Genomic DNA, 18,810 nt, shown 5'->3' on the forward strand with positions numbered 1-18,810 from the left:
AGCGTGGTTGAATGCCGCGCGTCGGGGTCGTGCTTCTGGACTACCAGGATGCAGGACCCGTATCGAGACCTACGCAAGTAAGGCGCTGGAGGATCTGTGGATCTGAAGTTGGACCACCATTCCGAGGACAATCTCACCATCGTGGATGTCGAGGGTGAGATCGACGTCTACACCGCGCCCAGACTGCGTGAGCTGCTGATCGACCTGGTCAACAAGGGCAACTTCCACCTGCTCGTCAACATGGAGAAGGTGGACTTCCTCGACTCGACGGGCCTTGGTGTGCTGGTCGGCGGTCTCAAGCGCGTGCGGGCGCATGACGGCTCCCTGGAGCTCGTCTGCACACAGGAGCGCATTCTGAAGATCTTCCGCATCACGGGCTTGACGAAGGTCTTCGGGATCTACGCCTCGGTCGAGGAGGCCAAGGAAGCCCACGGCCGGGACAAGTGAGGGCCGGGGACCCAGCACCATGGCCACCGTCGAGCTGACGTTCACCGCCCTGCCCGCCCACGTGCGTACGGCCAGGCTGGTCGCCACGGCCATCGCCAGACGCACCGGGGTGGCGGAGGCGATCCTGGACGAGGTGCGGCTCGCCGTCGGAGAGGCGTGCTCGCGGGCCGTGGAGGCGCACCGCCTCCACTGCCCCGGGGAGCCCGTGCGCATCGAGTTACGTGACGACGCGGGGCGTTTCGAGGTGACGGTCACCGACGCCGCTCCGGGTGACGACGTGATGCCTCAGGTCCTGGAGGCGAACGGCAGCCTCATGCCCGAGATCGACAATCTCGGCATCGCGGTCATCGCGGGGCTGGCGGACGACGTCGAGGTGCTTCCCGGGCCGAAGGGCATGCGCATCCGCATGAGCTGGCCCGCCTCCTCGGGCGGCCTCGCCGCCTTCTGACTCCCGCGTTCCGGCTCCGGTTCTCCGGCTCCGCGCGCCGACCACCGCACAGATCGAGTGTCGCCCCCGGCGTGACACTCGATCTTTTGGTATGTCCGGGTGTCCCCCACCGGCCGCGGAGCGCGGCGGCAGAGGTTACGGTTGTCCGAAATTTAAAGCAAGGATGTGCCACAACCAGGGGAGCAGTACCGGACATGATCCTCACCGCGCTGGTCAAAGCACCTTCATAGTGGTGCAAATGTTCGCCCATCATCCGACGCTGCCCTGATTCCCGGGCACGAGGGCCTTCATATCCGCGGCGTCGCTGCGTAGACTCCCGGCACCGGCCAAGGTATTGCGGATGCAACCGGAAGCGGCACTTGCCAACCGCCCGGAAGTGCGCCGCACGGCCAGAGGGTTCGTCCGTTGCGTCGTCCGGGCAGGAGGACCGAAACCCCGTCTGGCCGAGGAGGACGGATGTCTGCCTACCACGCCGCTGGCGAAAGCGCAGCGGTAGCTTTGAACGGTTCCCATCTCACCCTTGTGATCGTCGTCGCCGTCGTGGCGTTGCTCGCTCTGGCCGTCGCGGGCGGACTGGTACGAGAGGTGCTCGCCGCCGGGCAGGGCACCGAGCGGATGCAGAACATCGCGCGGGCGGTGCAGGAGGGTGCCGCGGCCTATCTCACGCGGCAGTTCCGGACGCTCGCGATATTCGTCGTCATCATTCCGTTCCTGCTTCTGCTGCTTCCGGCCGGCTCGACCGGCGAGCGGATCGGCCGATCCGTGTTCTTCGTCGTCGGCGCGGTGTTCTCCGCCCTGACGGGCTTCATCGGCATGTGGCTCGCCGTACGCGGGAACGTCCGCGTCGCGTCCGCCGCCCGGGAGTCGGGCGAGCGGGTCGCGATGCGGATCGCCTTCCGCACCGGCGGCGTCGCGGGCATGTTCACGGTCGGCCTGGGCCTGCTGGGCGCCGCGATCGTGGTGCTCGTCTACAAGGGCGACGCGCCGAACGTGCTGGAGGGCTTCGGCTTCGGCGCCGCGCTGCTCGCGATGTTCATGCGGGTCGGCGGCGGCATCTTCACCAAGGCGGCCGACGTCGGCGCCGACCTGGTCGGAAAGGTCGAGCAGGGCATCCCCGAGGACGACCCGCGCAACGCGGCCACCATCGCCGACAACGTCGGTGACAACGTCGGCGACTGCGCCGGCATGGCGGCCGACCTGTTCGAGTCGTACGCCGTCACGCTGGTCGCCAGCCTGATCCTGGGCCGGGCCGCCTTCGGCACCGAGGGCCTGGTCTTCCCGCTGATCGTCCCCATGATCGGTGTGATCACCGCGGTCGTCGGCATCTTCGCCACCGCCCCCCGCGCCGGCGACCGCTCCGGGATGTCCGCCATCAACCGCGGCTTCTTCATCTCGGCCGCGATCTCGGCCGTGCTGGTGGCCGTGGCGGCGTTCGCGTACCTGCCGTCGAGCTTCGCCGACCTGTCCGGCGCGTCGCCGGACGTCGCCGCGCTCACCGCCGACCCGCGGCTGATCGCCATCGGCGCGGTGCTCGTCGGCCTGGTCCTGGCCAGCGCCATCCAGATCCTCACGGGCTACTTCACCGAGACCAACCGCCGCCCGGTCCGGGAGATCGGCGAGAGCTCGCTCACCGGCGCGGCCACGGTCATCCTGTCCGGCATCTCGGTCGGCCTGGAGTCGGCCGTCTACTCGGCGCTGCTGATCGGCGGCGCGGTCTACGGCGCCTTCCTGCTCGGCTTCGGCAACGTGACCGTGGCCCTGTTCGCCGTGGCCCTCGCCGGCACCGGACTGCTGACCACGGTCGGCGTGATCGTGTCCATGGACACCTTCGGCCCGGTCTCCGACAACGCCCAGGGCATCGCCGAGATGTCGGGCGACATCGAGGGCGAGGGCGCCCGCGTGCTCACCTCCCTGGACGCGGTCGGCAACACCACCAAGGCCATCACCAAGGGCATCGCGATCGCGACCGCCGTGCTCGCGGCGACCGCGTTGTTCGGGTCGTTCCGGACGGCGGTCGAGGGCGAGCTGGCCAAGGCGTCGCAGGGCGTGAAGAACGCCCTGGGCTCGTTCGCGGACTTCAGCCTCTCGGTGGACGCCCCGAACGTGCTGGTCGGCCTCATCGTCGGCGCGGCCGTGGTGTTCCTGTTCTCCGGCCTCGCGATCAGCGCCGTCGGCCGCGCCGCCGGCCGGGTCGTCTACGAGGTGCGCGAGCAGTTCCGCACCAAGCCGGGGATCATGGACGGCACCGAGCTGCCGGACTACGGCCGGGTGGTGGACATCTGCACCCGTGACTCACTGCGCGAGCTCGCGACGCCCGGCCTGCTGGCCGTGCTGACCCCGATCGCGGTCGGCTTCGCGCTGGGGTACGCGCCGCTCGGCGCCTACCTCGCCGGCGCCATCGCGTGCGGCACGCTCATGGCGGTGTTCCTGGCCAACTCCGGCGGCGCCTGGGACAACGCCAAGAAGCTGGTCGAGGACGGCCACTACGGCGGCAAGGGCTCCGAGGCGCACGCCGCCACCGTCATCGGCGACACCGTCGGCGACCCCTTCAAGGACACCGCCGGTCCGGCCATCAACCCGCTGATCAAGGTGATGAACCTGGTCGCGCTGCTGATCGCCCCGGCCGTCGTCACGTACGCCGACAACGTGACGGTGCGTGTCGTCGTGACGGTCGCCGCGGTGGCGGTCGTCGTGGGCGCCGTGGTCGTCTCCAAGCGCCGGGCGACGACCATCGCCCCGTCCGGCGAGGCCGACACGGCCGCCCGCGCGAGCGAGCCCGTCGCGCACTGACGGCCCGTACGCCGCGCTCGACCGAAGGTCCCCTGCTTGGTCAAGCGGGGGGCCTTCGTCCGTACACTGGGCCGTTATGGACAAGCCGAACGGGGGCAGGACGCTGGCGCTGATCCTGCTGACCATGGTGGCGATGCTCGCCCTGATCGTGGGTCTCGCCGTCTGGGCGATGCCGTGAGCGAGGCGGCGAGCGATGCCCTGGGCGATGCCGTGAGCGACGCGATGAGTGATGCCCTGGGCGATGCCGTGAGCGTCCGCACGCTCGTCGTGGTCCGGCACGCCCAGGCGGGCCACGCGCCCGGTCTCCCCGACCGCGAACGTCCCCTCACCCCCAGGGGCGAGCGGGACGCGCGGGCGGCCGGCGAGGAGATCCGGCGGCTCGCCCCCGCGCTCGTCCTGTGCTCACCGTCGGTCCGCACCCGGAGGACGGCCGAACTGCTCGCGCCCGGCGTCCCGGCCGAGATCGAGCGGGACATCTACGAGGCCTTCCCCGACGACCTGCTCGACGTGCTGCGCCGTACGGACGCAGAGATCGCGTCTCTCGTGCTCGTCGGCCACAACCCGGGTGTCCACGAACTGGTCATGGCGCTGACCGGCATCCGGCTCGACGGCTTCCCGACCTGCGCGTACGCCGTGATCGAGCTCGGCGTGCCGTGGGAGGAGGCCGGGCCGGGGACGGGACGGCTGGTCCGCGTCGGCCGCCCCTGACGCGGAGAGGCCCCGCCCCTGACGCGGAGCGGCCCCACCTTTGACGCAGAGAGGCCCCGCCCCTGACGCGGAGCGGCCCCCCCTTTGACGCAGAGAGGCCCTGCCCCTGACGCGGAGCGGCCCCGGCCCACCCCGCGGTGATAACGGTCGCGGATCGTGGGTAGGGGCCTGCTCCTGCCGCTCCGGAACCTCGCATTCGTCCGGGCGCCGAGGCCGGAGGATCCGCGCCTCGCGCTCGGCTTCGGGCTGTCCGGAGCCTGCTGCCTGGTGGTCCCGTTGCTCGTGGGCCTGCTCACCGGCCATCCGGCCGGCGGCGCGACGGTCGGGCTCGGCGCGTGGCTGGTGGCGGCGCGGGCCATCGTGAACCCCGCGAGCGTACGGACGCCGTACCTGTTCGGGGTGGTGGTCTCGGTCGGCGTGGGAACGTCGCTCGGGGTCCTGGTGTCGGGCAGCAGCTGGATGATGATCGGCGCCGCCTCGGCCCTGGCGGGGCTCGGCGGGCTGGTGCGGCCGATCGGCGTCACCCCGGCGCTCACGCTGCTGCTGACGGCCGCGAACCCGCTGCCGCTCGATCCTCTGCCGCACACGGGCCTGCAGCTGCTCGGCGGGCTGCTGCCGGCCGTCCTGCTCACCCTGCCCTGGCCGTGGCGGCGTACCCGCCCGGTCATCACGGCGCTGAACGAGGTGGCCGCCACGCTGGCCGCGCTGGCGGAGGCGGTGCCCGGCCCCGGGCCGACCCGCGGGGCCGGCCCAGACGAGTGGGACGCGCGCCGCCGGGCGGTGGCGGACGCGCTCGCCGAGGTCGGCACGGCCCGGGCCCGGCGGCTGCGCGGCGAACGATCGCGGGCGGCGGACGACGTCGCGCTCGCGCTTCGCCGGGTGTTCCACGAGATCGTCGCGCTGCGCGGCCTGTGCGACACGCTGCGACGCCGGGCGCCCCGCGCGGTGGAGGAGGCCGGAATCGGCGCCCTGACCGGGTCGCTCGCCGGCGCGCTGCGGGCCTACCTGGCCGACTGCCCTCCGCTGCGGGAACCGGTGGTCGACTTCGGCGCCCGGGTCGACCGGTTGCGCGAACGGACCGCCGGCGGGGAGCGGGAGAAGGTCGTGCTCGTCCTGCTGCGTCAGGTCGCCCACAGTGTGGGGCGGATCCAGGCGGCGCTGGACGGGTCCGCCGCGCAGGCCCGCCGTCTCGGCGCACCCGGGTTCGGCGTTCCCGGGTTCGGCGTTCCCGGGTTCGGCGTTCCCGGGTTCAGCGCACCCGGGCTCGACGCCACCAGGGTCGACGCAGCCGCGCCCGGTCGCGCCGGGCTCGCCGGGCTCGCCGCGCCCCCGCCGCTCGCCTTCGACGACCCCCGGGTGCGGCACGCTCTGCGCGTCGTCCTCGGCACGGCCTTCGCCTCGGTGGTCATCGTGCTCTTCAAGCCGGCGTTCCCGCACTGGCTGGTCATCGCGGTGCTGGTCACCATCCAGCCGACGTACGGCGAGACGCGGGCGAGGGTGTGGGCGCGGGTGGGCGGCAGCACGGTCGGCGGGCTGGTCTCGGCCGCCGTGCTGCACCTCACGCCCGGCCACTGGGCGCTCGTGGCGCTGATCGGGGTGTCGGCCGCGCTGGCGTTCGGCCTGGCCCCGACCCACCAGGCCTACTGGGCGACGTTCATGACGATGTGCGTGCTGCTGCTGCTCGACTTCCAGGTGCCGCAGACCGCGCGGATCGCCGAGTCACGGGTCGTCCTCACCCTCGCGGGCGGGGCGATCGCGATCGCCTGCACGCGGTTGCTGTGGCCGCGCGGCGAGACACGGCGGCTCGCCGACCGGGTGGGCCGGATGCTCGGCTCGCACGCGGCGGCCGCCCGCGCGCTGGCCCAGCTGGCGCGGGGGAGGACGGGCGCCGAACGGGCCGAGGACCGGATCAGGAAGGCCGGGGTGGACGCCGAGACGGTCGCGGGCGCGCTCGGCTACATCGCGCGGGAACCGGGCGGCGCCGCACCGGAGGCCGTCGGCGGGGCCCTCGACGCCGCGCAGCGGGTCCGCGACGACCTGCTGACCATGGTCTCGCTGCTCCGGGACGAGCCGATCGGGGCGGGACCGGTCGCCGACGTGCTGGACGCCGTGGCCGGGCAGCTTCAGGCCGCCTCCCAGGCCGTGCAGGCGGGGGAGCCGTACGAGCCGGGCGCGGGCGTGAGCCGCGGGCTGGCCGACGACGCGATGTGGGTCGGCGCGCAGGCCGAGCGCCGGCTCGCCGAGCTGGAGTCGGCGCCGGAGGCCGCCGGATCGCGCCGTGCGCTCCTGCGGACCGCCGCCGCCGACCAGGCCCTGCGCTCGCTGGACGCCGACGCCGTACGGCTGTGCGCCGCCGCGGGCGGCGCCTTCGCGGCCGTACGGTGAGGGGCGTCAGGTGGCGGCGGGCGGCATGCCGTCCTCGGCGTCGGCCGCCTCCACGTCCTCGCGGGAGATGCCGAGGAGATAGAGGATCGAGTCGAGGTAGGGCACGTTGACCGCGGTGTCGGCCGCCTGCCGGACGATCGGCTTGGCGTTGAACGCGATGCCGAGCCCGGCGACGGCGAACATGTCGAGGTCGTTGGCGCCGTCGCCGATCGCCACGGTCTGGCTCAGCGGGATGCCCGCCTCGGCGGCGAACCGCTCCAGCGCGCGGGCCTTGCCCGGCCGGTCGACGATCTCGCCGACGACCCGGCCGGTGAGCCGGCCGTCCACGACCTCCAGCGTGTTGGCGGCCGAGTAGTCGATGCCCAGGTCCGCCACGAGAGAGTCGGTGATCTGGGTGAAGCCGCCGCTGACGATCGCGAAGCGGTAGTCGAGCCGCTTGAGCGTGCGGACCAGCGTGCGCGCGCCGGGGGTGAGGACGACCTCCTTGACGACCTTCTCGAAGACCTCCTCGGACAGGCCTTCGAGCAGAGCGACCCGCCTGACCAGCGACTCGGCGAAGTCGAGCTCGCCCCGCATGGCCTCGTCGGTCACCCGGGCGACCTCGTCGAGGCACCCGGCGTGCCGGGCCAGCAGCTCGATGACCTCGTTCTGGATCAACGTCGAGTCGACGTCCATCACGATGAGCCGCTTGGCGCGGCGGTGCAGGCCGGTGCGCTGGACGGCCACGTCCACCTGCTGGGCGGCCGCCTCGGCGGCGAGCTCGGCCCGCATCGCCTGCGGGTCCGCCCCCGAGACCGCGAGCTCGATGCAGGTGACCGGATAGCTCGACAGCCGTTCGATCCTGTCGATGTTGGCGCCGCTCGCGGCGATCCGCCCGGAGATCCCCGCCATCGCGGCGGGCAGCAGCGGCGCGCCCAGGACGGTGACGTGCAGGCGTCCGCGCCGTCTCTTCTCCTTGGAGGTCGTGCCGGTGGCGATCTCCAGGTCCATGTCGAGATCGGCGGCCACCTGCTCGACGGCGGTCCACAGACCGCCGATGGTGCCTCCGGTGCCGGTGGGCGGCCCTCCGGCGTAGGCGACGAGCACGCCGAGGGTGAGACGGCCGCGGATGACGACCTGCTCCACATCGGCCACGACGACCGGGAACCCGGCCAGGACGGCGAACAGCCGGGAGGTGACGCCCGGGCGATCCGGACCGGTCAGCGTGATCAGGAGCGTGCGCTGGTTCACGTTGTTTGAGGTTACTGTGCGGCTTGTCGTGGCCGCGCACGAGGTTCACAATGCGGACGCCTTCGTGCCCCCGGCCTGAGGCGCCGGCGTCATTTCCGCATGTCGTCATGGTGATGGGCGCTTGCCCCGAGGAAGGACGTGACGACTTATGACGATCTCCCTTGGCCCCGGGCCCCTCATGCCCGGCTCTCTGCGGACCGGCCCCCGCGAAGGCCATGACGCCGGCCGCTACACCGTGCGCCTCGCCGAGAGCGCCGCCGACGTCCGCGCCGCCCAGCGGCTGCGTCACGAGGTCTTCGCCGTCGAGATGGGCGCCCGGCTCGACTCGCCGCTGAACGGTCACGACGCGGACCGGTTCGACGCGTACTGCGACCATCTCCTCGTCCGCGAGGGGGACACCGTGGTCGGCACCTACCGCCTGCTGCCGCCCGGCCGCTCCGACCGGCTCTACTCGGAGACCGAGTTCGACCTCGGGGGGCTGAAGGGCCTGCGCGGCGGCCTGGTCGAGGCGGGGCGCACCTGCGTGCATCCCGAGCACCGCGGCGGGGCGGTCGTCGCGCTGATGTGGGCGGGGATCGCCCGCTATCTGGCCGATCACGGCCATACCTGGCTGGCGGGCTGCTGCTCGGTGCCGCTCGACGACGGCGGCGTGATCGCCGCGGGGGTGGTCGACCGGGTGCCGCTCGGGCCGGAGAAGTATCGGGTGACCCCGCGCACGCCCTGGCGCGACGCCGGTGTGCCCCGGCCCGACCGGTTCGTGCTGCCGTCGCTGCTGCGCGGATATCTACGGCTCGGCGCCTGGATCTGCGGAGCGCCCGCGTACGACCCGGACTTCGGCACGGCGGACTTCTTCGTGCTGCTCTCGCTGGCCGAGATCGACCCGCGCTACCTGCGGCACTTCCTGGGAGAGACGCGGTGAGCGCGGTCACGCCCCTGCCGCCCGCCCCCTCGCCGCCCGCCTCGGGGGCCCTTGAGCGCTCGGTCTGGCTGCCCGTGTCGTCCTGCGCGACCGCCGCGTGCCTGCGGGCGCAGACGCGTACGGCCGGGCCGCTGCGGCGGGCCGCCCGGATCGCGGGTGCGCTCGCGGTCCTCGCCGCCGGCCTGCCGGTCGCGCTCGTGATCGGCCGTACGGCCCGGCGGGGAACGGCCGTGGCCCGCTGGTCGCGCCTGTTCCTGCGGGCCCTCGGCATCAGGGTGGTGACCCGCCGCGGGTTCTCCTGCCTCGGAGGTTCCGCCCGGGCGCGGGCCGTACGCGACGACGACGGCCCGGCCCTGCTCGTCGGCAACCACGTCTCCTGGCTCGATCCCCTGGTGATGGCCGCGACCCTCCCCTGCCGTCCGCTGGCCAAGGCGGAGGTGGGCAGGTGGCCGGTGGTCCGCACTCTGGCCGCCGGCGGCGGCGCGCTGTTCGTCGACAGGGACGCGTTGTCCACCCTGCCGCGGGTCGTCGCGGACATGACCGCCGCGCTGGGCCGCGGCGAGAGCGTCGCGGCGTTCCCGGAGGGCACCACCTGGTGCGGCCGGGAGATGGGACGCTTCCGCCCGGCCGTCTTCCAGGCCGCGCTCGACGCGGGAGTGCCCGTACGGCCGGTCGCGCTGCGCTTCGTGGAGGGCGCGGGCGAGTGGGCCACGCCGTCCACCCGGCCGTCGTTCGTCGGCGACGACACCCTGGTCGCCTCGCTCCTGCGCATCGTCGCGACCCGCGATCTGGTCGTGGAGGTGACCGTCTTCCCCGGCGTACGCCTGGAGCAGCCGGCCCCGCGCGGCCTCCGTCAGGCGGACGCGCGTGGCGAGCCGGGGCAGGGCGAACGGCCCCGGCCGGGCGCGGCGCGGGCGGCACTGGCCAGGATCGCCGAGGCCCAGGTCAGAACGGCACTCCTGCCGGACTCCGGCAGACCTGCCCTGGCCGCCTGAGCCGATCGCCGTAGCCGGGCGATGGTCTTCGGAATGGCGGACGCCCGCCTGCCGGGGCAGACGGGCGTCGTGGGGCTCAGGACGACGAGATCAGCGGGTGATCTTCGTCTTGACGGTCTTGAGGAAGTACCAGTGCTTGACGCCCAGTTCCTTCCAGGCGCGCCGGTTGAGGTCCTCGGCGCCGTTGGGGACGTCCCACTGGTCCACACCGACGCGGGCGAGGGCCGTGCCACGGGCGCCCTTCTTCAGCTTGACGGTGATCGAGAACGAGACCGCGTCGTCGACCTCCAGCGCGCGGGGGATCATGCACCAGAACCCGTCGGAGAAGAAGGCGCACTGCGTGCCCTTGGGAGCGCCGTAGTACACCTTGCTCTCGATGCCCTTGGGCAGCTGGCCGCCGACGAAGTACGTGTCGGCGAGGTGCGGGCCCCGGTTGACCGCACTGACGGTGTAGGTGATCCGCGAGCCGGCCTTGGCCTTCTTCGGGCCCTTCGCGGCCACGTAGAAGCTCGAGTACGGCTCCGCCTTGGCGGTCGCCGCGGCGGTGGACGCCGGGGCGGCCGAGGCCGCCGGGGCCGCGGCGAGGAACAGTGCCCCCGCGAGCGGTGCGGCCGTCGCGAGGCCGGCGATCTTCACGATCGGGTGACGCATGGGTGTGTGTCTCCTGAGGACGATGGGGGGAAATGGATGTTCCCCCGCAATAGGGGAAATTTTGTACCATCCCCCCACATCATCCGTAAAGATCTTTATCGTGAAGATTGTGGATCCGATTGTCAGCGGGTGATTGTGCTCTTCGTCTTCACCCAGCTGATGCTGCCGCCGAACTCGTTGAGCAGTTGCTTGGGGTCGGTGTTGAGTGACGTGTCGGTCACGGCTCCGCCGAAATAGCCGTAGAGCTTGCCCCGCGCGGATCCGCTCACCCAGGCCTTGGCCCAGAACGTGTAACTCCTCCCCTTCTTCAGACCGGGCAGCACGCAGAGCGCCCGGATTCGTTCCCGGGTGCACCGCTCGTTGTAGCGAGAACCCTGCGGAACGTAAATTCGGGCCTTGGTGACGTTCTTGGGGAACTTCGCGGCCAGGAAGATCTCGTCCGTCCTGGTCTTGAGCTTGTTGACGAGGGTGACCTTGAAGGACACCACCCCGCCCGCCCTGACCCGGTAGGGATAGCTCACCTTGATGGAGACCGGGGCGGCGGCGGCCGCGGTGGTGGCCGAGCTGGTGGCCGAGCTGGTGCTCGTGGTGCCGGCCGCCCGCGCCACCGTGGGCGCCATGGACGGAGCGGACGCCGACGCGGCGACGGGGGCGGGGACCACCAGTGCTCCGGCGGCCAGTGATGCGACCAGCGACGTCGTCGACTTACGGATGAGTGTTCGCATGCGATCAGCCTTGACCAACAAAATCTCAGATTCGTCACGCATCACAAAATGAGATGGCTGTCGCCGAACTCGTGCCACAGGTAGCCCTCCCGCAACGCCTCCTCGTACGCGCCGGCCAGCACCCCGGTCCCGGTGATCGCCGACAGCATCATCAGGTGACTCGAACGCGGCTCGTGCAGGCCGGTGATGAGCCCGTCCACCGCGCGGACGCCTTCCGCCGGGGTGACCACATGGGAGGTCCACCCCGAGAGCGCCCGCACCCCGCCGCCGTCCGGCCCCGGCTCCCCCAGGTGCGGCCCGGCGACCGGAGGCCGCGCCGCCGTCTCCAGAGCGCGTACGACCGTCGTGCCGACGGCGATCACCCGGCCCCCGTGCGCGCGGGTGAGGTTCGCCAGCAGGGCCGTACGCGCGGAGACCGAGAACCACTCCGGATAGGGCGGTTCGTCCTTCTCCGGAGACGCGACGCCGGTGTGCAGCGTGATCGGCGCGACGCCGATGCCCCGGCTGACCAGCGCGGTCACGAGTTCCGGGGTGAACGGACGGCCCGCGCTCGGCATCTCCGCGCTGCCGGGCTCGACCCCGAAGACCGTCTGGTAGTCGGCGAGCGGCCAGTCGCGCCGCACGTAGCCGTACCGGATCGGCACGCCGTGCGCGGCGAGGTAGGAGAGCACGTCGCGGTCCAGGCGGGCCCGCCACAGCCGCGCCGTCTCCCGCCCGGCCAGGCGCAGCGTGGCCCCTCCCGGCAGCGGCAGCCATTCCCCCGGTGCCGCGCCGAGATAGGGCTCCGTCGCCGTGGCCGTACGGCGGCGCAACTCCACCAGCCAGTCGCCGGACGCGAGCCGGCCCGAGAAGTGCACGGCCAGGCGGTCGAGCCGTACGGCCGCGGGCAGGGTGGCGGAGTCGTTCACCACGAGCAGGTCGCCCGGGGCCAGCAGCGACGGCAGGTCGGCGAAGACGTGATGGGTGATCTCACCGGTGTCGCGGCGGGAGACCAGCAGTCTGACCTCGTCGCGGCGCAGCCCGCGTGCCTCGGGCGGCTCACGGGCCTCCAGCGGCGCCGCGAGCGCGAACGTCAGCGAATCGCCCGACGCCCGCGGCCTGCCGGGCTCCCCGATCACCCCCGCCGGCCGGTTCCCACGCAGTGCCGCATCCCCGGTCGCCGCCCGCCCGTCGGCCCCCGCCGGCCCGCCGGTGCCGGTCATCGCAGGTCTCCGCGGGTGAAGCGGCCCGGCTCGGGGCGGTCGGCGACGAGGCGCAGCAGGGCCGGCGCCACGCTCTCCGGAGGCGGCGCCGTCCCGGCCTCCTCCTCGCCGACCGCCTCCGCCAGCATGCGGGTCCGCATCTCGCCCGGGTCCACCCACCACACGGCGACGTCGGGCTCCTCGGCGGCGAGGACGTTGGAGACCTGGTCGAGGGCGGCCTTGGTCGCGCCGTACCCGCCCCAGCCCTCGTACGCCCCCACGGCGGCGTCGGAGGAGATGTTCACGATCGCGCCCCGCCGCTTGCGCAACGCGGGCAGCGTGGCCTGGATCAGCGCCAGCGGCCCGATCACGTTCGTCTCGAACAGGGCCCGCAGGGCGGCCGGCGGATAGTCGGCGAGCCTGGGCAGCGGGGCCGGGCCGAGCCCGCTCGCGTTGTTGACGAGCAGGTCCAGCTCGGGGACGGCCTCGGCGAGCCGGGCCACGTGCGCGGGATCGGCGACGTCCCCGGGGATGGCCCGGGCGCCGAGGTCGAAGGCCGCGGACATCAGGTCCTCCTCGCCCCGCGCGGTGAGGAGGAGCGACCAGCCGTCGGCGGCGAGCGCTTTGGCGAGGGCCAGTCCCAGCCCTCGCGACGCTCCGGTGATGAGTGCCTGTCTCATGCGCTTCACGCTAGGAAGCGGCAGGTCAGGCGGGCATCGGACCACGGCCCGGTACGGTTTCGGCAGTTGGCCCTAGGCCCACCGGCCGACGCGCGCCGGGCGCCGGGCGACCTACGCTGGGTGCGTGCCCGAGCCCGCCGACACCGTCCCCCCGCCCGAGCCGCTCCGGCCGGGCCCGGACACGTGCGCCCGGGATCGCGACGACCGGGATCGGGACGCCGTGCTGCACGCGGTCAGTTCGGCCGTGCTCGCGGTGACCCGCCACCTGTCGGTCCGCGAGGTCCTCCAGGTCATCGTGCGGTCCGCGCGGCGGCTGCTGGACGCCCGCTACGCCGCGCTCGGCGTGCCGGACGACGACGGCGCGTTCGCCGAGTTCGTGGCCGAGGGCATCTCCGACGAGCAGTGGAAGGCCATCGGCCCCACCCCGCGCCAGCACGGCATGCTGGGCGCTTTGCTGCGCGAGGGAAGGCCGGTCCGGCTGCCCGACATCCGCCAGGATCCGCGGTACGGGTGGTGGCCGAAGGCCCATCCGGTGCTCACGGACTTCCTCGGCGTGCCGATCACGGACGGCGACACCGTGCTCGGGATCATCTTCCTGTCCAACAAACGGACGCCCGGCGGGTTCGACGAGGCCGACGAGGACCTGCTGACGTTGTTCGCGGCGCACGCCGCCATCGCGCTCACCAACGCCCGGCTCTACGAGCGCGGGCGCGAGCTCACGGTGATAGAGGAACGCACGCGGATGGCCCGCGAGCTGCACGACGCCGTCAGCCAGAAGCTGTTCTCGCTGCGGCTGACCGCGCGGGCCGCCGCGGCGCTGGCCCGCACCGAACCCGAGCGGGCGGCCGAGGCGATCGAGCGGGTCGAGCGGATGGCGGGGGAGGCGCTGACGGAGTTGCGCGCCGTGATCGTGGAACTGCGCCCGCCCGAGCTGGACCGGTACGGCCTCGTGGAGAGCCTGCGCGAGCAGGTGGCCCTGCTCGACCGCCTGCATCCCGCGACCGTCGCGTTCGCGGCCGAGGGCGAGCAGCCCGGCGACCTGCCGCCCGAGGTCGAGGTCGCCGTGCTCCGGGTCGCCCAGGAGGCGCTGCACAACGCCGTACGGCACGCCGGGGCCGGCCGCATCGGCGTACGCCTCACGCGCGCCGCGGCCACCCTGGCGCTGGAGGTGTCCGACGACGGCGCGGGCTTCGACAGCGACGACATGAGCGGGACGGCGGCGCGCGGCCTGGGGCTGCCCTCGATGGGCGACCGGGCCCAGGCCGTCGGCGGCACGCTGTCGGTCTCCTCCACGCCCGGCCGCGGCACGACCGTACGACTGGAGGTGCCCGCGTGATCCGCGTGCTCATCGCCGACGACCACCCCGTCGTACGGCAGGGACTGCGCACGTTCCTGGAGATCCAGGAGGACATCGGCGTCGTCGGCGAGGCGGCCGACGGCGCCGAGGCCGTCGCGCTGACCGAGTCGCTCGCCCCCGACGTGCTGCTGCTCGATCTGAGGATGCCGGTGCTCGACGGCCTCGGCGCGCTGGCGGAGCTGAGCGGGCGGGACGTGCGGGTGATCGTCCTCACGTCGGTGAGCGACCGCGGCGACGTCGCCCCGGCCATGCGGGCGGGCGCGGCGGGCTTCCTCTACAAGGACGTGGACCCGGCCGCGCTCGTGCGGGCGATCCACGCCGTGCACGCCGGGCAGATCCTGCTCGCGCCGGAGGCGGCCGAGGCGATGCTGTCGGCGGAGCGGGAGCGGCCGGAGCAGGCGGCCGCGCTGACCGACCGGGAGCGCGAGGTGCTGCGGCACCTCGCGGCGGGACGGTCGAACCGGGAGATCGCCCGTGCGCTGGTGGTGGCGGAGAAGACGGTGAAGACCCACGTCTCCAACGTCCTCATGAAGCTCGGTGTGCAGGACCGCACCCAGGCCGCGCTCTACGCCGTACGGCACGGCCTGGCCTGAGGGCCTGGGCGGTGGTCAGACCTGGGATTCGACGACGGCGTTGTGCGCGGCGACCCTGGCCCGCCGTACGGCCCGGTCGAGGTCGCGCAGGACGGCGCCGCGCACGGCGACCTGGCCGGAGGTGAGCCCGCGCTCGTCGGCCAGGCGGAGCGCGACGGCGAGCCGGGCGGCGAGCGCGCCGACCCGGTGCGCCCTGCCTGGGTAACCGGGGGCGAGGGCCTCGCCCGCGCGGTCGAGTGCGTCCGCCGCCGGGAAGCCCTGCGCCGGGCCGCCCATGCCGAGCAGCGCCTCGGTGGCGGCGACCATTGCGGTCCGCAGGGACTGCTCCGCCTCGGCCAGCGAGGGCACGTCGGGGGGCGCCGCCGACGCCTCGGCCGTGAGCCAGCGGACGCCGCGGTACGACGAGCCGCGCCGGTCGGCGGACGGCACGAGGCCGAGGCACCTGCCGGACAGCACGGCCACGACGGCCTGACCGGCGTCGATGGCGACGCCGTTGAAGGAGGGCGGGCCGGTGAGCCCGAGCGGGTCGCCGGAGACCGGCAGGGCGAGGCGGAACGCGCTCAGCCCCTCGATCCTGCGGTCCAGGAGGAAGGCCAGCAGGGGGGTCTCGATCCCCTCCGCCGCCACCACCTGGGGCCCCGCCTCGCGCTCGACGCGGTCCAGGGCGGTCTCCAGACTCACATGTCCAAGGAGCCAGGCGTTGCCCCAGGCGACGAGCGTGGCCGAGATCGGTGAATCGGTGTGCACCCGATCCACGATATGTCGTCGGACTGCCATAGTTTTATCCCAGAGGACCACAGGAGGGGGACCACGATGGGCGGTCAGGTGCTTCAGCTTCAGGACGTGGCCGTCCGCAGGGACGGCGCCACCCTGCTGCGCGGCATCGACTGGAGCGTGCGTGAGGACGAGCGCTGGGTGATCATCGGGCCCAACGGCGCGGGCAAGACGACGTTGCTCCAGGTGGCCGCCTCGCTGCTGTTCCCGACCGAGGGGTCGGTGGAGATCCTCGGCGAGCGGCTCGGCCAGACGGACGTGTTCGACCTGCGGCCCCGGATCGGGCTGGCCAGCGCGGCGCTGTCGGAGCGCATCCCGCCGGACGAGAAGGTCATCGATCTCGTGCTCACCGCGTCGTACGCCATCCTGGGCCGCTGGAACGAGGAGTACGACTCCAACGACGTCACCCGCGCCGTCGAGCTGATCGACCAGCTCGGCTGCGCGCACCTGATCCGGCGGCGCTTCTCGACGCTGTCGGAGGGCGAGCGCAAGCGCGTGCAGATCGCCCGCGCGCTCATGCCGGACCCGGAGCTGCTCCTGCTCGACGAGCCCGCCGCCGGGCTCGACGTGGCCGGCCGCGAGGACCTGGTACGCCGCCTCGGCGCGCTGGCCCAGGACCCGGCGTCGCCGACGATGGTCCTGGTCACCCATCACGTCGAGGAGATCCCGGACGGGTTCACCCACGTGCTGCTGCTGCGCGGCGGCGCGATCGTCGACGAGGGGCCGATCGAGACGGCGATGACGGCGGAGAACCTGTCGGCCACGTTCGGCGTGCCGCTGCATCTCGACCGGGGGCAGACCGGCCGCTGGTACGCCCGGCCCCTCTGACCCTCCGGGGTGAGGCCCGCGCGGGCCCCCTCCGGCCGCCCGCGCGGGCGCGGCGCCTACCCTGAGGCGACAGCCGTACGAGGGAGCGGGTACGAGTGACGCCGTGGGAGGCGGTCGCGGTCTTCGCGGCCGGTGTGGGGGCCGGGGCGATCAACGCGGTCGTGGGATCGGGGTCGCTGATCACGTTCCCCACGATGCTGGCCGTCGGGTTCCCGCCGATCGTCGCCAACGTGTCGAACAACGTCGGCCTCGTCCCCGGCGGGGTGACCGGGGTGCTCGGCTACCGCGCGGAGCTCAGGGGCCAGCGCGAGCGCCTGGTCCGGCTGGGCGTCGCCTCGGTGATCGGCTCGCTCGCCGGCGGGCTGCTGCTCCTGCGCCTGCCCGCGGAGGCCTTCCGGGTCATCGTCCCGGTGCTCATCGGCCTGGCCTGCCTCATGGTGGTGTTCCAGCCCAGGATCAACGAGTGGCTGGCCGCGCGGCGGCGGCCGCACCCGCACGGCGGGCCGTGGCTCTGGGCGGGCGTCCTCGGCGCCGGGACGTACGGCGGCTACTTCGGCGCGGCCCAGGGGATCGTCCTGATCGGTCTGCTGGGCAGCTTCCTCGACGAGGACCTGCAACGGGTCAACGCGGCCAAGAACCTGCTGTCGTTGCTGGTCAACGCCACGGCGGCGGTGCTGTTCGCGTTCATCGCGCCGGTGGACTGGACCGCCGCGCTGACGGTGGCGCTGGGGTCGGCCGCGGGCGGCTTCCTCGGCGCCCGCCTCGGCCGCAGACTGCCCGCGCCCTTGCTCCGGGGCTTCATTGTTGTCGTCGGAATCGTGGCGATAGTGAAGCTGGTGTTCTGAAAGGGTATGTATGCCCTTGTGAAGGGCGACCGGGTGGAGATCGTGATCGATGCCGGAGGCACCCCGCGCACGTATGAGGTGATCGCGACCAGGGCGGGACGCCGGATCGAGGTCACCACGGGCCGGGGAGTCGTGGAGGTAACCGAGGTGACGCGGTCGGGCACGCCCGTCCGCACCGCGAGGTTCATGTCCAACCGGGTGCTCGCGCTGGTCGAGCATCCCGCCGACGACCGCGGCCCCGACACCGAGTGATGCCGGTCGCCGCGGTCGAGTGACCGCGCGCGGTCACTCGGCGGGACGGACCTGCACCACGCCGTCCTGCCGCAACCGGGTCTGGAAGGCCGGCTGGCGCGACGTCGCGGGGCCGTGCGTGACCCTGCCGTCGGAGATGCGGAAGGCGCTGCCGTGCCAGGGACAGACGATGCAGGGCTCGCCGTTCTCCATCGCGACACGCCCTTGGTGAAGGGGGCCGCCGAGGTGGGAGCAGTTGTCCGCGAGCACGTTCACGTCGTCGCCGAGACGGATGACGAACAGGTCGATGTAGCCCAGCCGCCGCCGCACCGGCCGCCCGTTGGGCAGGTCCTTCAGGGCGCACAGGTCGTGCCAGCCGAGCGGCACGAGATGGCCGACCGACTCCGCGTGGTTGGCCCCGGCCGCCTGGCGGTAGGACATGTGCCCGCCGAGAAAGCCGCCCGCTGAGGCCGCCGCGAGCCCGGCGTACGCCAGGGTCCGGCCGGCCCGCTCACGTCCCCGCATCCGTAACAGCAGAGAGCCGGTGTAGCAGACGGCCGCCGCCGCGTTGGTCATCGCGTGCACCAGGCCCACCCGCTGCTGCTCACGGTGGAGCGTGGACCAGTCGGTGAGGCCGGCCGCCACCGTGGGCACGGCGCTGCCCAGCCCCGCCAGGATCAGTGTGCGGGCCGCCCGCGGCCCGGTCTTCGTCATGTCGACCACCCCGGCCGACAGCCAGCAGCCGAAGCTGACCATCGCGAGCGCCGGGTGCAGCGGATGTCCGATGGTTACGCCGTGCAGGAAGTCCCGGGTCTTGCCCGGGCCGAGCTTGCGGCGCACCTGTTTGGAGATGACAGCGATCGGCCGGTCGAGCACGGTGGCCCGCTCAAGCCCGTCGAAGACCTCGGCGGCGGGGACTCTCCGCGCCATCCGGCCCGTACGCCGCGAACTCGTCGTCTCTTCCATGTCTCGCCCCCTAACACCGGATCACGTACCCGCGCGTCACAGGTGTGAACATGGACA

19 protein-coding genes are annotated in these 18,810 nt (G+C 73.0%); 12 read left to right on the forward strand and 7 right to left on the reverse strand.

From position 1 onward, the window contains the following. Positions 1 to 96: 96 nt before the first annotated feature. From OG344_RS11020 to OG344_RS11040, 5 genes are all read left to right on the forward strand, one after another. Positions 97 to 447: an STAS domain-containing protein gene (locus OG344_RS11020; RefSeq protein WP_030506779.1), complete on the forward strand. Its 351-nt coding sequence runs from the start codon at positions 97 to 99 to the stop codon at positions 445 to 447. Between the two features lie 19 nt (positions 448 to 466). Continuing rightward, positions 467 to 895, forward strand: a complete 429-nt coding sequence (locus tag OG344_RS11025; RefSeq protein WP_327049141.1) for an ATP-binding protein — start codon at positions 467 to 469, stop codon at positions 893 to 895. A gap of 456 nt (positions 896 to 1,351) precedes the next feature. Next, positions 1,352 to 3,685, forward strand: a complete 2,334-nt coding sequence (locus tag OG344_RS11030; protein ID WP_405088133.1) for a sodium-translocating pyrophosphatase — start codon at positions 1,352 to 1,354, stop codon at positions 3,683 to 3,685. Positions 3,686 to 3,907: 222 nt separating this feature from the next. Then, a complete protein-coding gene (locus OG344_RS11035; protein WP_327049143.1) occupies positions 3,908 to 4,393 on the forward strand; it encodes a histidine phosphatase family protein in 486 nt (161 codons plus the stop codon). 156 nt (positions 4,394 to 4,549) lie between these two features. After that, the gene (locus OG344_RS11040) at positions 4,550 to 6,778 is read left to right on the forward strand and encodes an FUSC family protein (protein WP_405088134.1); all 2,229 of its coding nucleotides are present in this window, start codon (positions 4,550 to 4,552) and stop codon (positions 6,776 to 6,778) included. Between the two features lie 6 nt (positions 6,779 to 6,784). On the opposite strand, the gene serB is transcribed toward OG344_RS11040, so the two are convergent. Next, entirely contained in the window at positions 6,785 to 8,008 is a 1,224-nt protein-coding gene (gene serB / locus OG344_RS11045; RefSeq protein ID WP_327049145.1) for a phosphoserine phosphatase SerB, read from the reverse strand. A 148-nt stretch (positions 8,009 to 8,156) separates the two neighbouring features. On the opposite strand from serB, the gene OG344_RS11050 reads away from it, so the two are divergent. Next, positions 8,157 to 8,927: a GNAT family N-acyltransferase gene (locus tag OG344_RS11050; RefSeq protein ID WP_327049146.1), complete on the forward strand. Its 771-nt coding sequence runs from the start codon at positions 8,157 to 8,159 to the stop codon at positions 8,925 to 8,927. After that, positions 8,924 to 9,922: a lysophospholipid acyltransferase family protein gene (locus tag OG344_RS11055; protein ID WP_405088135.1), complete on the forward strand. Its 999-nt coding sequence runs from the start codon at positions 8,924 to 8,926 to the stop codon at positions 9,920 to 9,922. The genes OG344_RS11050 and OG344_RS11055 overlap by 4 nt, the downstream gene beginning before the upstream one ends. Positions 9,923 to 10,012: 90 nt before the next feature. On the opposite strand, the gene OG344_RS11060 is transcribed toward OG344_RS11055, so the two are convergent. The 4 genes from OG344_RS11060 to OG344_RS11075 all read right to left on the reverse strand — a co-directional run bounded on the left by OG344_RS11060 (position 10,013) and on the right by OG344_RS11075 (position 13,159). Continuing rightward, on the reverse strand, positions 10,013 to 10,573 hold the full coding sequence (locus tag OG344_RS11060) for a hypothetical protein (RefSeq protein ID WP_327049148.1): 561 nt from the start codon (positions 10,571 to 10,573) through the stop codon (positions 10,013 to 10,015). Between the two features lie 122 nt (positions 10,574 to 10,695). Beyond that, positions 10,696 to 11,298, reverse strand: a complete 603-nt coding sequence (locus OG344_RS11065; protein WP_405088136.1) for a hypothetical protein — start codon at positions 11,296 to 11,298, stop codon at positions 10,696 to 10,698. A 41-nt stretch (positions 11,299 to 11,339) separates the two neighbouring features. Continuing rightward, a complete protein-coding gene (locus tag OG344_RS11070) occupies positions 11,340 to 12,500 on the reverse strand; it encodes an S-adenosylmethionine:tRNA ribosyltransferase-isomerase (RefSeq protein WP_405088137.1) in 1,161 nt (386 codons plus the stop codon). Further along, on the reverse strand, positions 12,497 to 13,159 hold the full coding sequence (locus OG344_RS11075; RefSeq protein WP_327049151.1) for an SDR family NAD(P)-dependent oxidoreductase: 663 nt from the start codon (positions 13,157 to 13,159) through the stop codon (positions 12,497 to 12,499). Before OG344_RS11075 ends, OG344_RS11070 begins: the two co-directional genes overlap by 4 nt. Positions 13,160 to 13,283: 124 nt before the next feature. On the opposite strand from OG344_RS11075, the gene OG344_RS11080 reads away from it, so the two are divergent. Both OG344_RS11080 and OG344_RS11085 read left to right on the forward strand, forming a co-directional pair. Then, positions 13,284 to 14,495 carry a GAF domain-containing sensor histidine kinase gene (locus tag OG344_RS11080; protein WP_327049152.1) on the forward strand — a complete coding sequence of 404 codons (1,212 nt, stop codon included), beginning with the start codon at positions 13,284 to 13,286 and terminating at the stop codon, positions 14,493 to 14,495. Next, positions 14,492 to 15,109: a response regulator transcription factor gene (locus OG344_RS11085; protein ID WP_327049153.1), complete on the forward strand. Its 618-nt coding sequence runs from the start codon at positions 14,492 to 14,494 to the stop codon at positions 15,107 to 15,109. The genes OG344_RS11080 and OG344_RS11085 overlap by 4 nt, the downstream gene beginning before the upstream one ends. Positions 15,110 to 15,124: 15 nt before the next feature. On the opposite strand, the gene OG344_RS11090 is transcribed toward OG344_RS11085, so the two are convergent. Next, positions 15,125 to 15,856 carry a hypothetical protein gene (locus OG344_RS11090; RefSeq protein ID WP_327049154.1) on the reverse strand — a complete coding sequence of 244 codons (732 nt, stop codon included), beginning with the start codon at positions 15,854 to 15,856 and terminating at the stop codon, positions 15,125 to 15,127. A 66-nt stretch (positions 15,857 to 15,922) separates the two neighbouring features. Here OG344_RS11090 and OG344_RS11095 point away from each other — a divergent pair, with 66 nt between their 5' ends. The 3 genes from OG344_RS11095 to OG344_RS11105 all read left to right on the forward strand — a co-directional run bounded on the left by OG344_RS11095 (position 15,923) and on the right by OG344_RS11105 (position 17,808). Beyond that, positions 15,923 to 16,711, forward strand: a complete 789-nt coding sequence (locus OG344_RS11095; RefSeq protein ID WP_405088138.1) for an ABC transporter ATP-binding protein — start codon at positions 15,923 to 15,925, stop codon at positions 16,709 to 16,711. Positions 16,712 to 16,806: 95 nt separating this feature from the next. Continuing rightward, on the forward strand, positions 16,807 to 17,556 hold the full coding sequence (locus OG344_RS11100; RefSeq protein WP_405088139.1) for a sulfite exporter TauE/SafE family protein: 750 nt from the start codon (positions 16,807 to 16,809) through the stop codon (positions 17,554 to 17,556). Positions 17,557 to 17,562: 6 nt separating this feature from the next. Next, positions 17,563 to 17,808: a hypothetical protein gene (locus OG344_RS11105; RefSeq protein ID WP_220499935.1), complete on the forward strand. Its 246-nt coding sequence runs from the start codon at positions 17,563 to 17,565 to the stop codon at positions 17,806 to 17,808. Between the two features lie 33 nt (positions 17,809 to 17,841). Here OG344_RS11105 and OG344_RS11110 read toward each other — a convergent pair whose 3' ends face one another. Further along, positions 17,842 to 18,753: a Rieske (2Fe-2S) protein gene (locus tag OG344_RS11110; protein WP_327049157.1), complete on the reverse strand. Its 912-nt coding sequence runs from the start codon at positions 18,751 to 18,753 to the stop codon at positions 17,842 to 17,844. Between the last annotated feature and the right edge of the window lie 57 nt (positions 18,754 to 18,810).

The sequence above is a fragment of the Microbispora sp. NBC_01389 genome (assembly GCF_045040095.1).
Classification (GTDB): domain Bacteria; phylum Actinomycetota; class Actinomycetes; order Streptosporangiales; family Streptosporangiaceae; genus Microbispora.

Excerpts from the sequence above, each read along its gene's own strand:
- OG344_RS11035 (WP_327049143.1), top strand. The coding sequence starts at position 3,908 with ATGAGTGATGCCCTGGGCGATGCCGTGAGCGTCCGCACGCTCGTCGTG.
- OG344_RS11030 (WP_405088133.1), top strand. The coding sequence starts at position 1,352 with ATGTCTGCCTACCACGCCGCTGGCGAAAGCGCAGCGGTAGCTTTGAAC.
- OG344_RS11095 (WP_405088138.1), top strand. The coding sequence starts at position 15,923 with ATGGGCGGTCAGGTGCTTCAGCTTCAGGACGTGGCCGTCCGCAGGGAC.
- OG344_RS11050 (WP_327049146.1), top strand. The coding sequence starts at position 8,157 with ATGACGATCTCCCTTGGCCCCGGGCCCCTCATGCCCGGCTCTCTGCGG.
- OG344_RS11060 (WP_327049148.1), bottom strand. The coding sequence starts at position 10,573 with ATGCGTCACCCGATCGTGAAGATCGCCGGCCTCGCGACGGCCGCACCG.
- OG344_RS11075 (WP_327049151.1), bottom strand. The coding sequence starts at position 13,159 with ATGAGACAGGCACTCATCACCGGAGCGTCGCGAGGGCTGGGACTGGCC.
- OG344_RS11105 (WP_220499935.1), top strand. The coding sequence starts at position 17,563 with ATGTATGCCCTTGTGAAGGGCGACCGGGTGGAGATCGTGATCGATGCC.
- OG344_RS11070 (WP_405088137.1), bottom strand. The coding sequence starts at position 12,500 with ATGACCGGCACCGGCGGGCCGGCGGGGGCCGACGGGCGGGCGGCGACC.
- OG344_RS11065 (WP_405088136.1), bottom strand. The coding sequence starts at position 11,298 with ATGCGAACACTCATCCGTAAGTCGACGACGTCGCTGGTCGCATCACTG.
- OG344_RS11025 (WP_327049141.1), top strand. The coding sequence starts at position 467 with ATGGCCACCGTCGAGCTGACGTTCACCGCCCTGCCCGCCCACGTGCGT.
- OG344_RS11110 (WP_327049157.1), bottom strand. The coding sequence starts at position 18,753 with ATGGAAGAGACGACGAGTTCGCGGCGTACGGGCCGGATGGCGCGGAGA.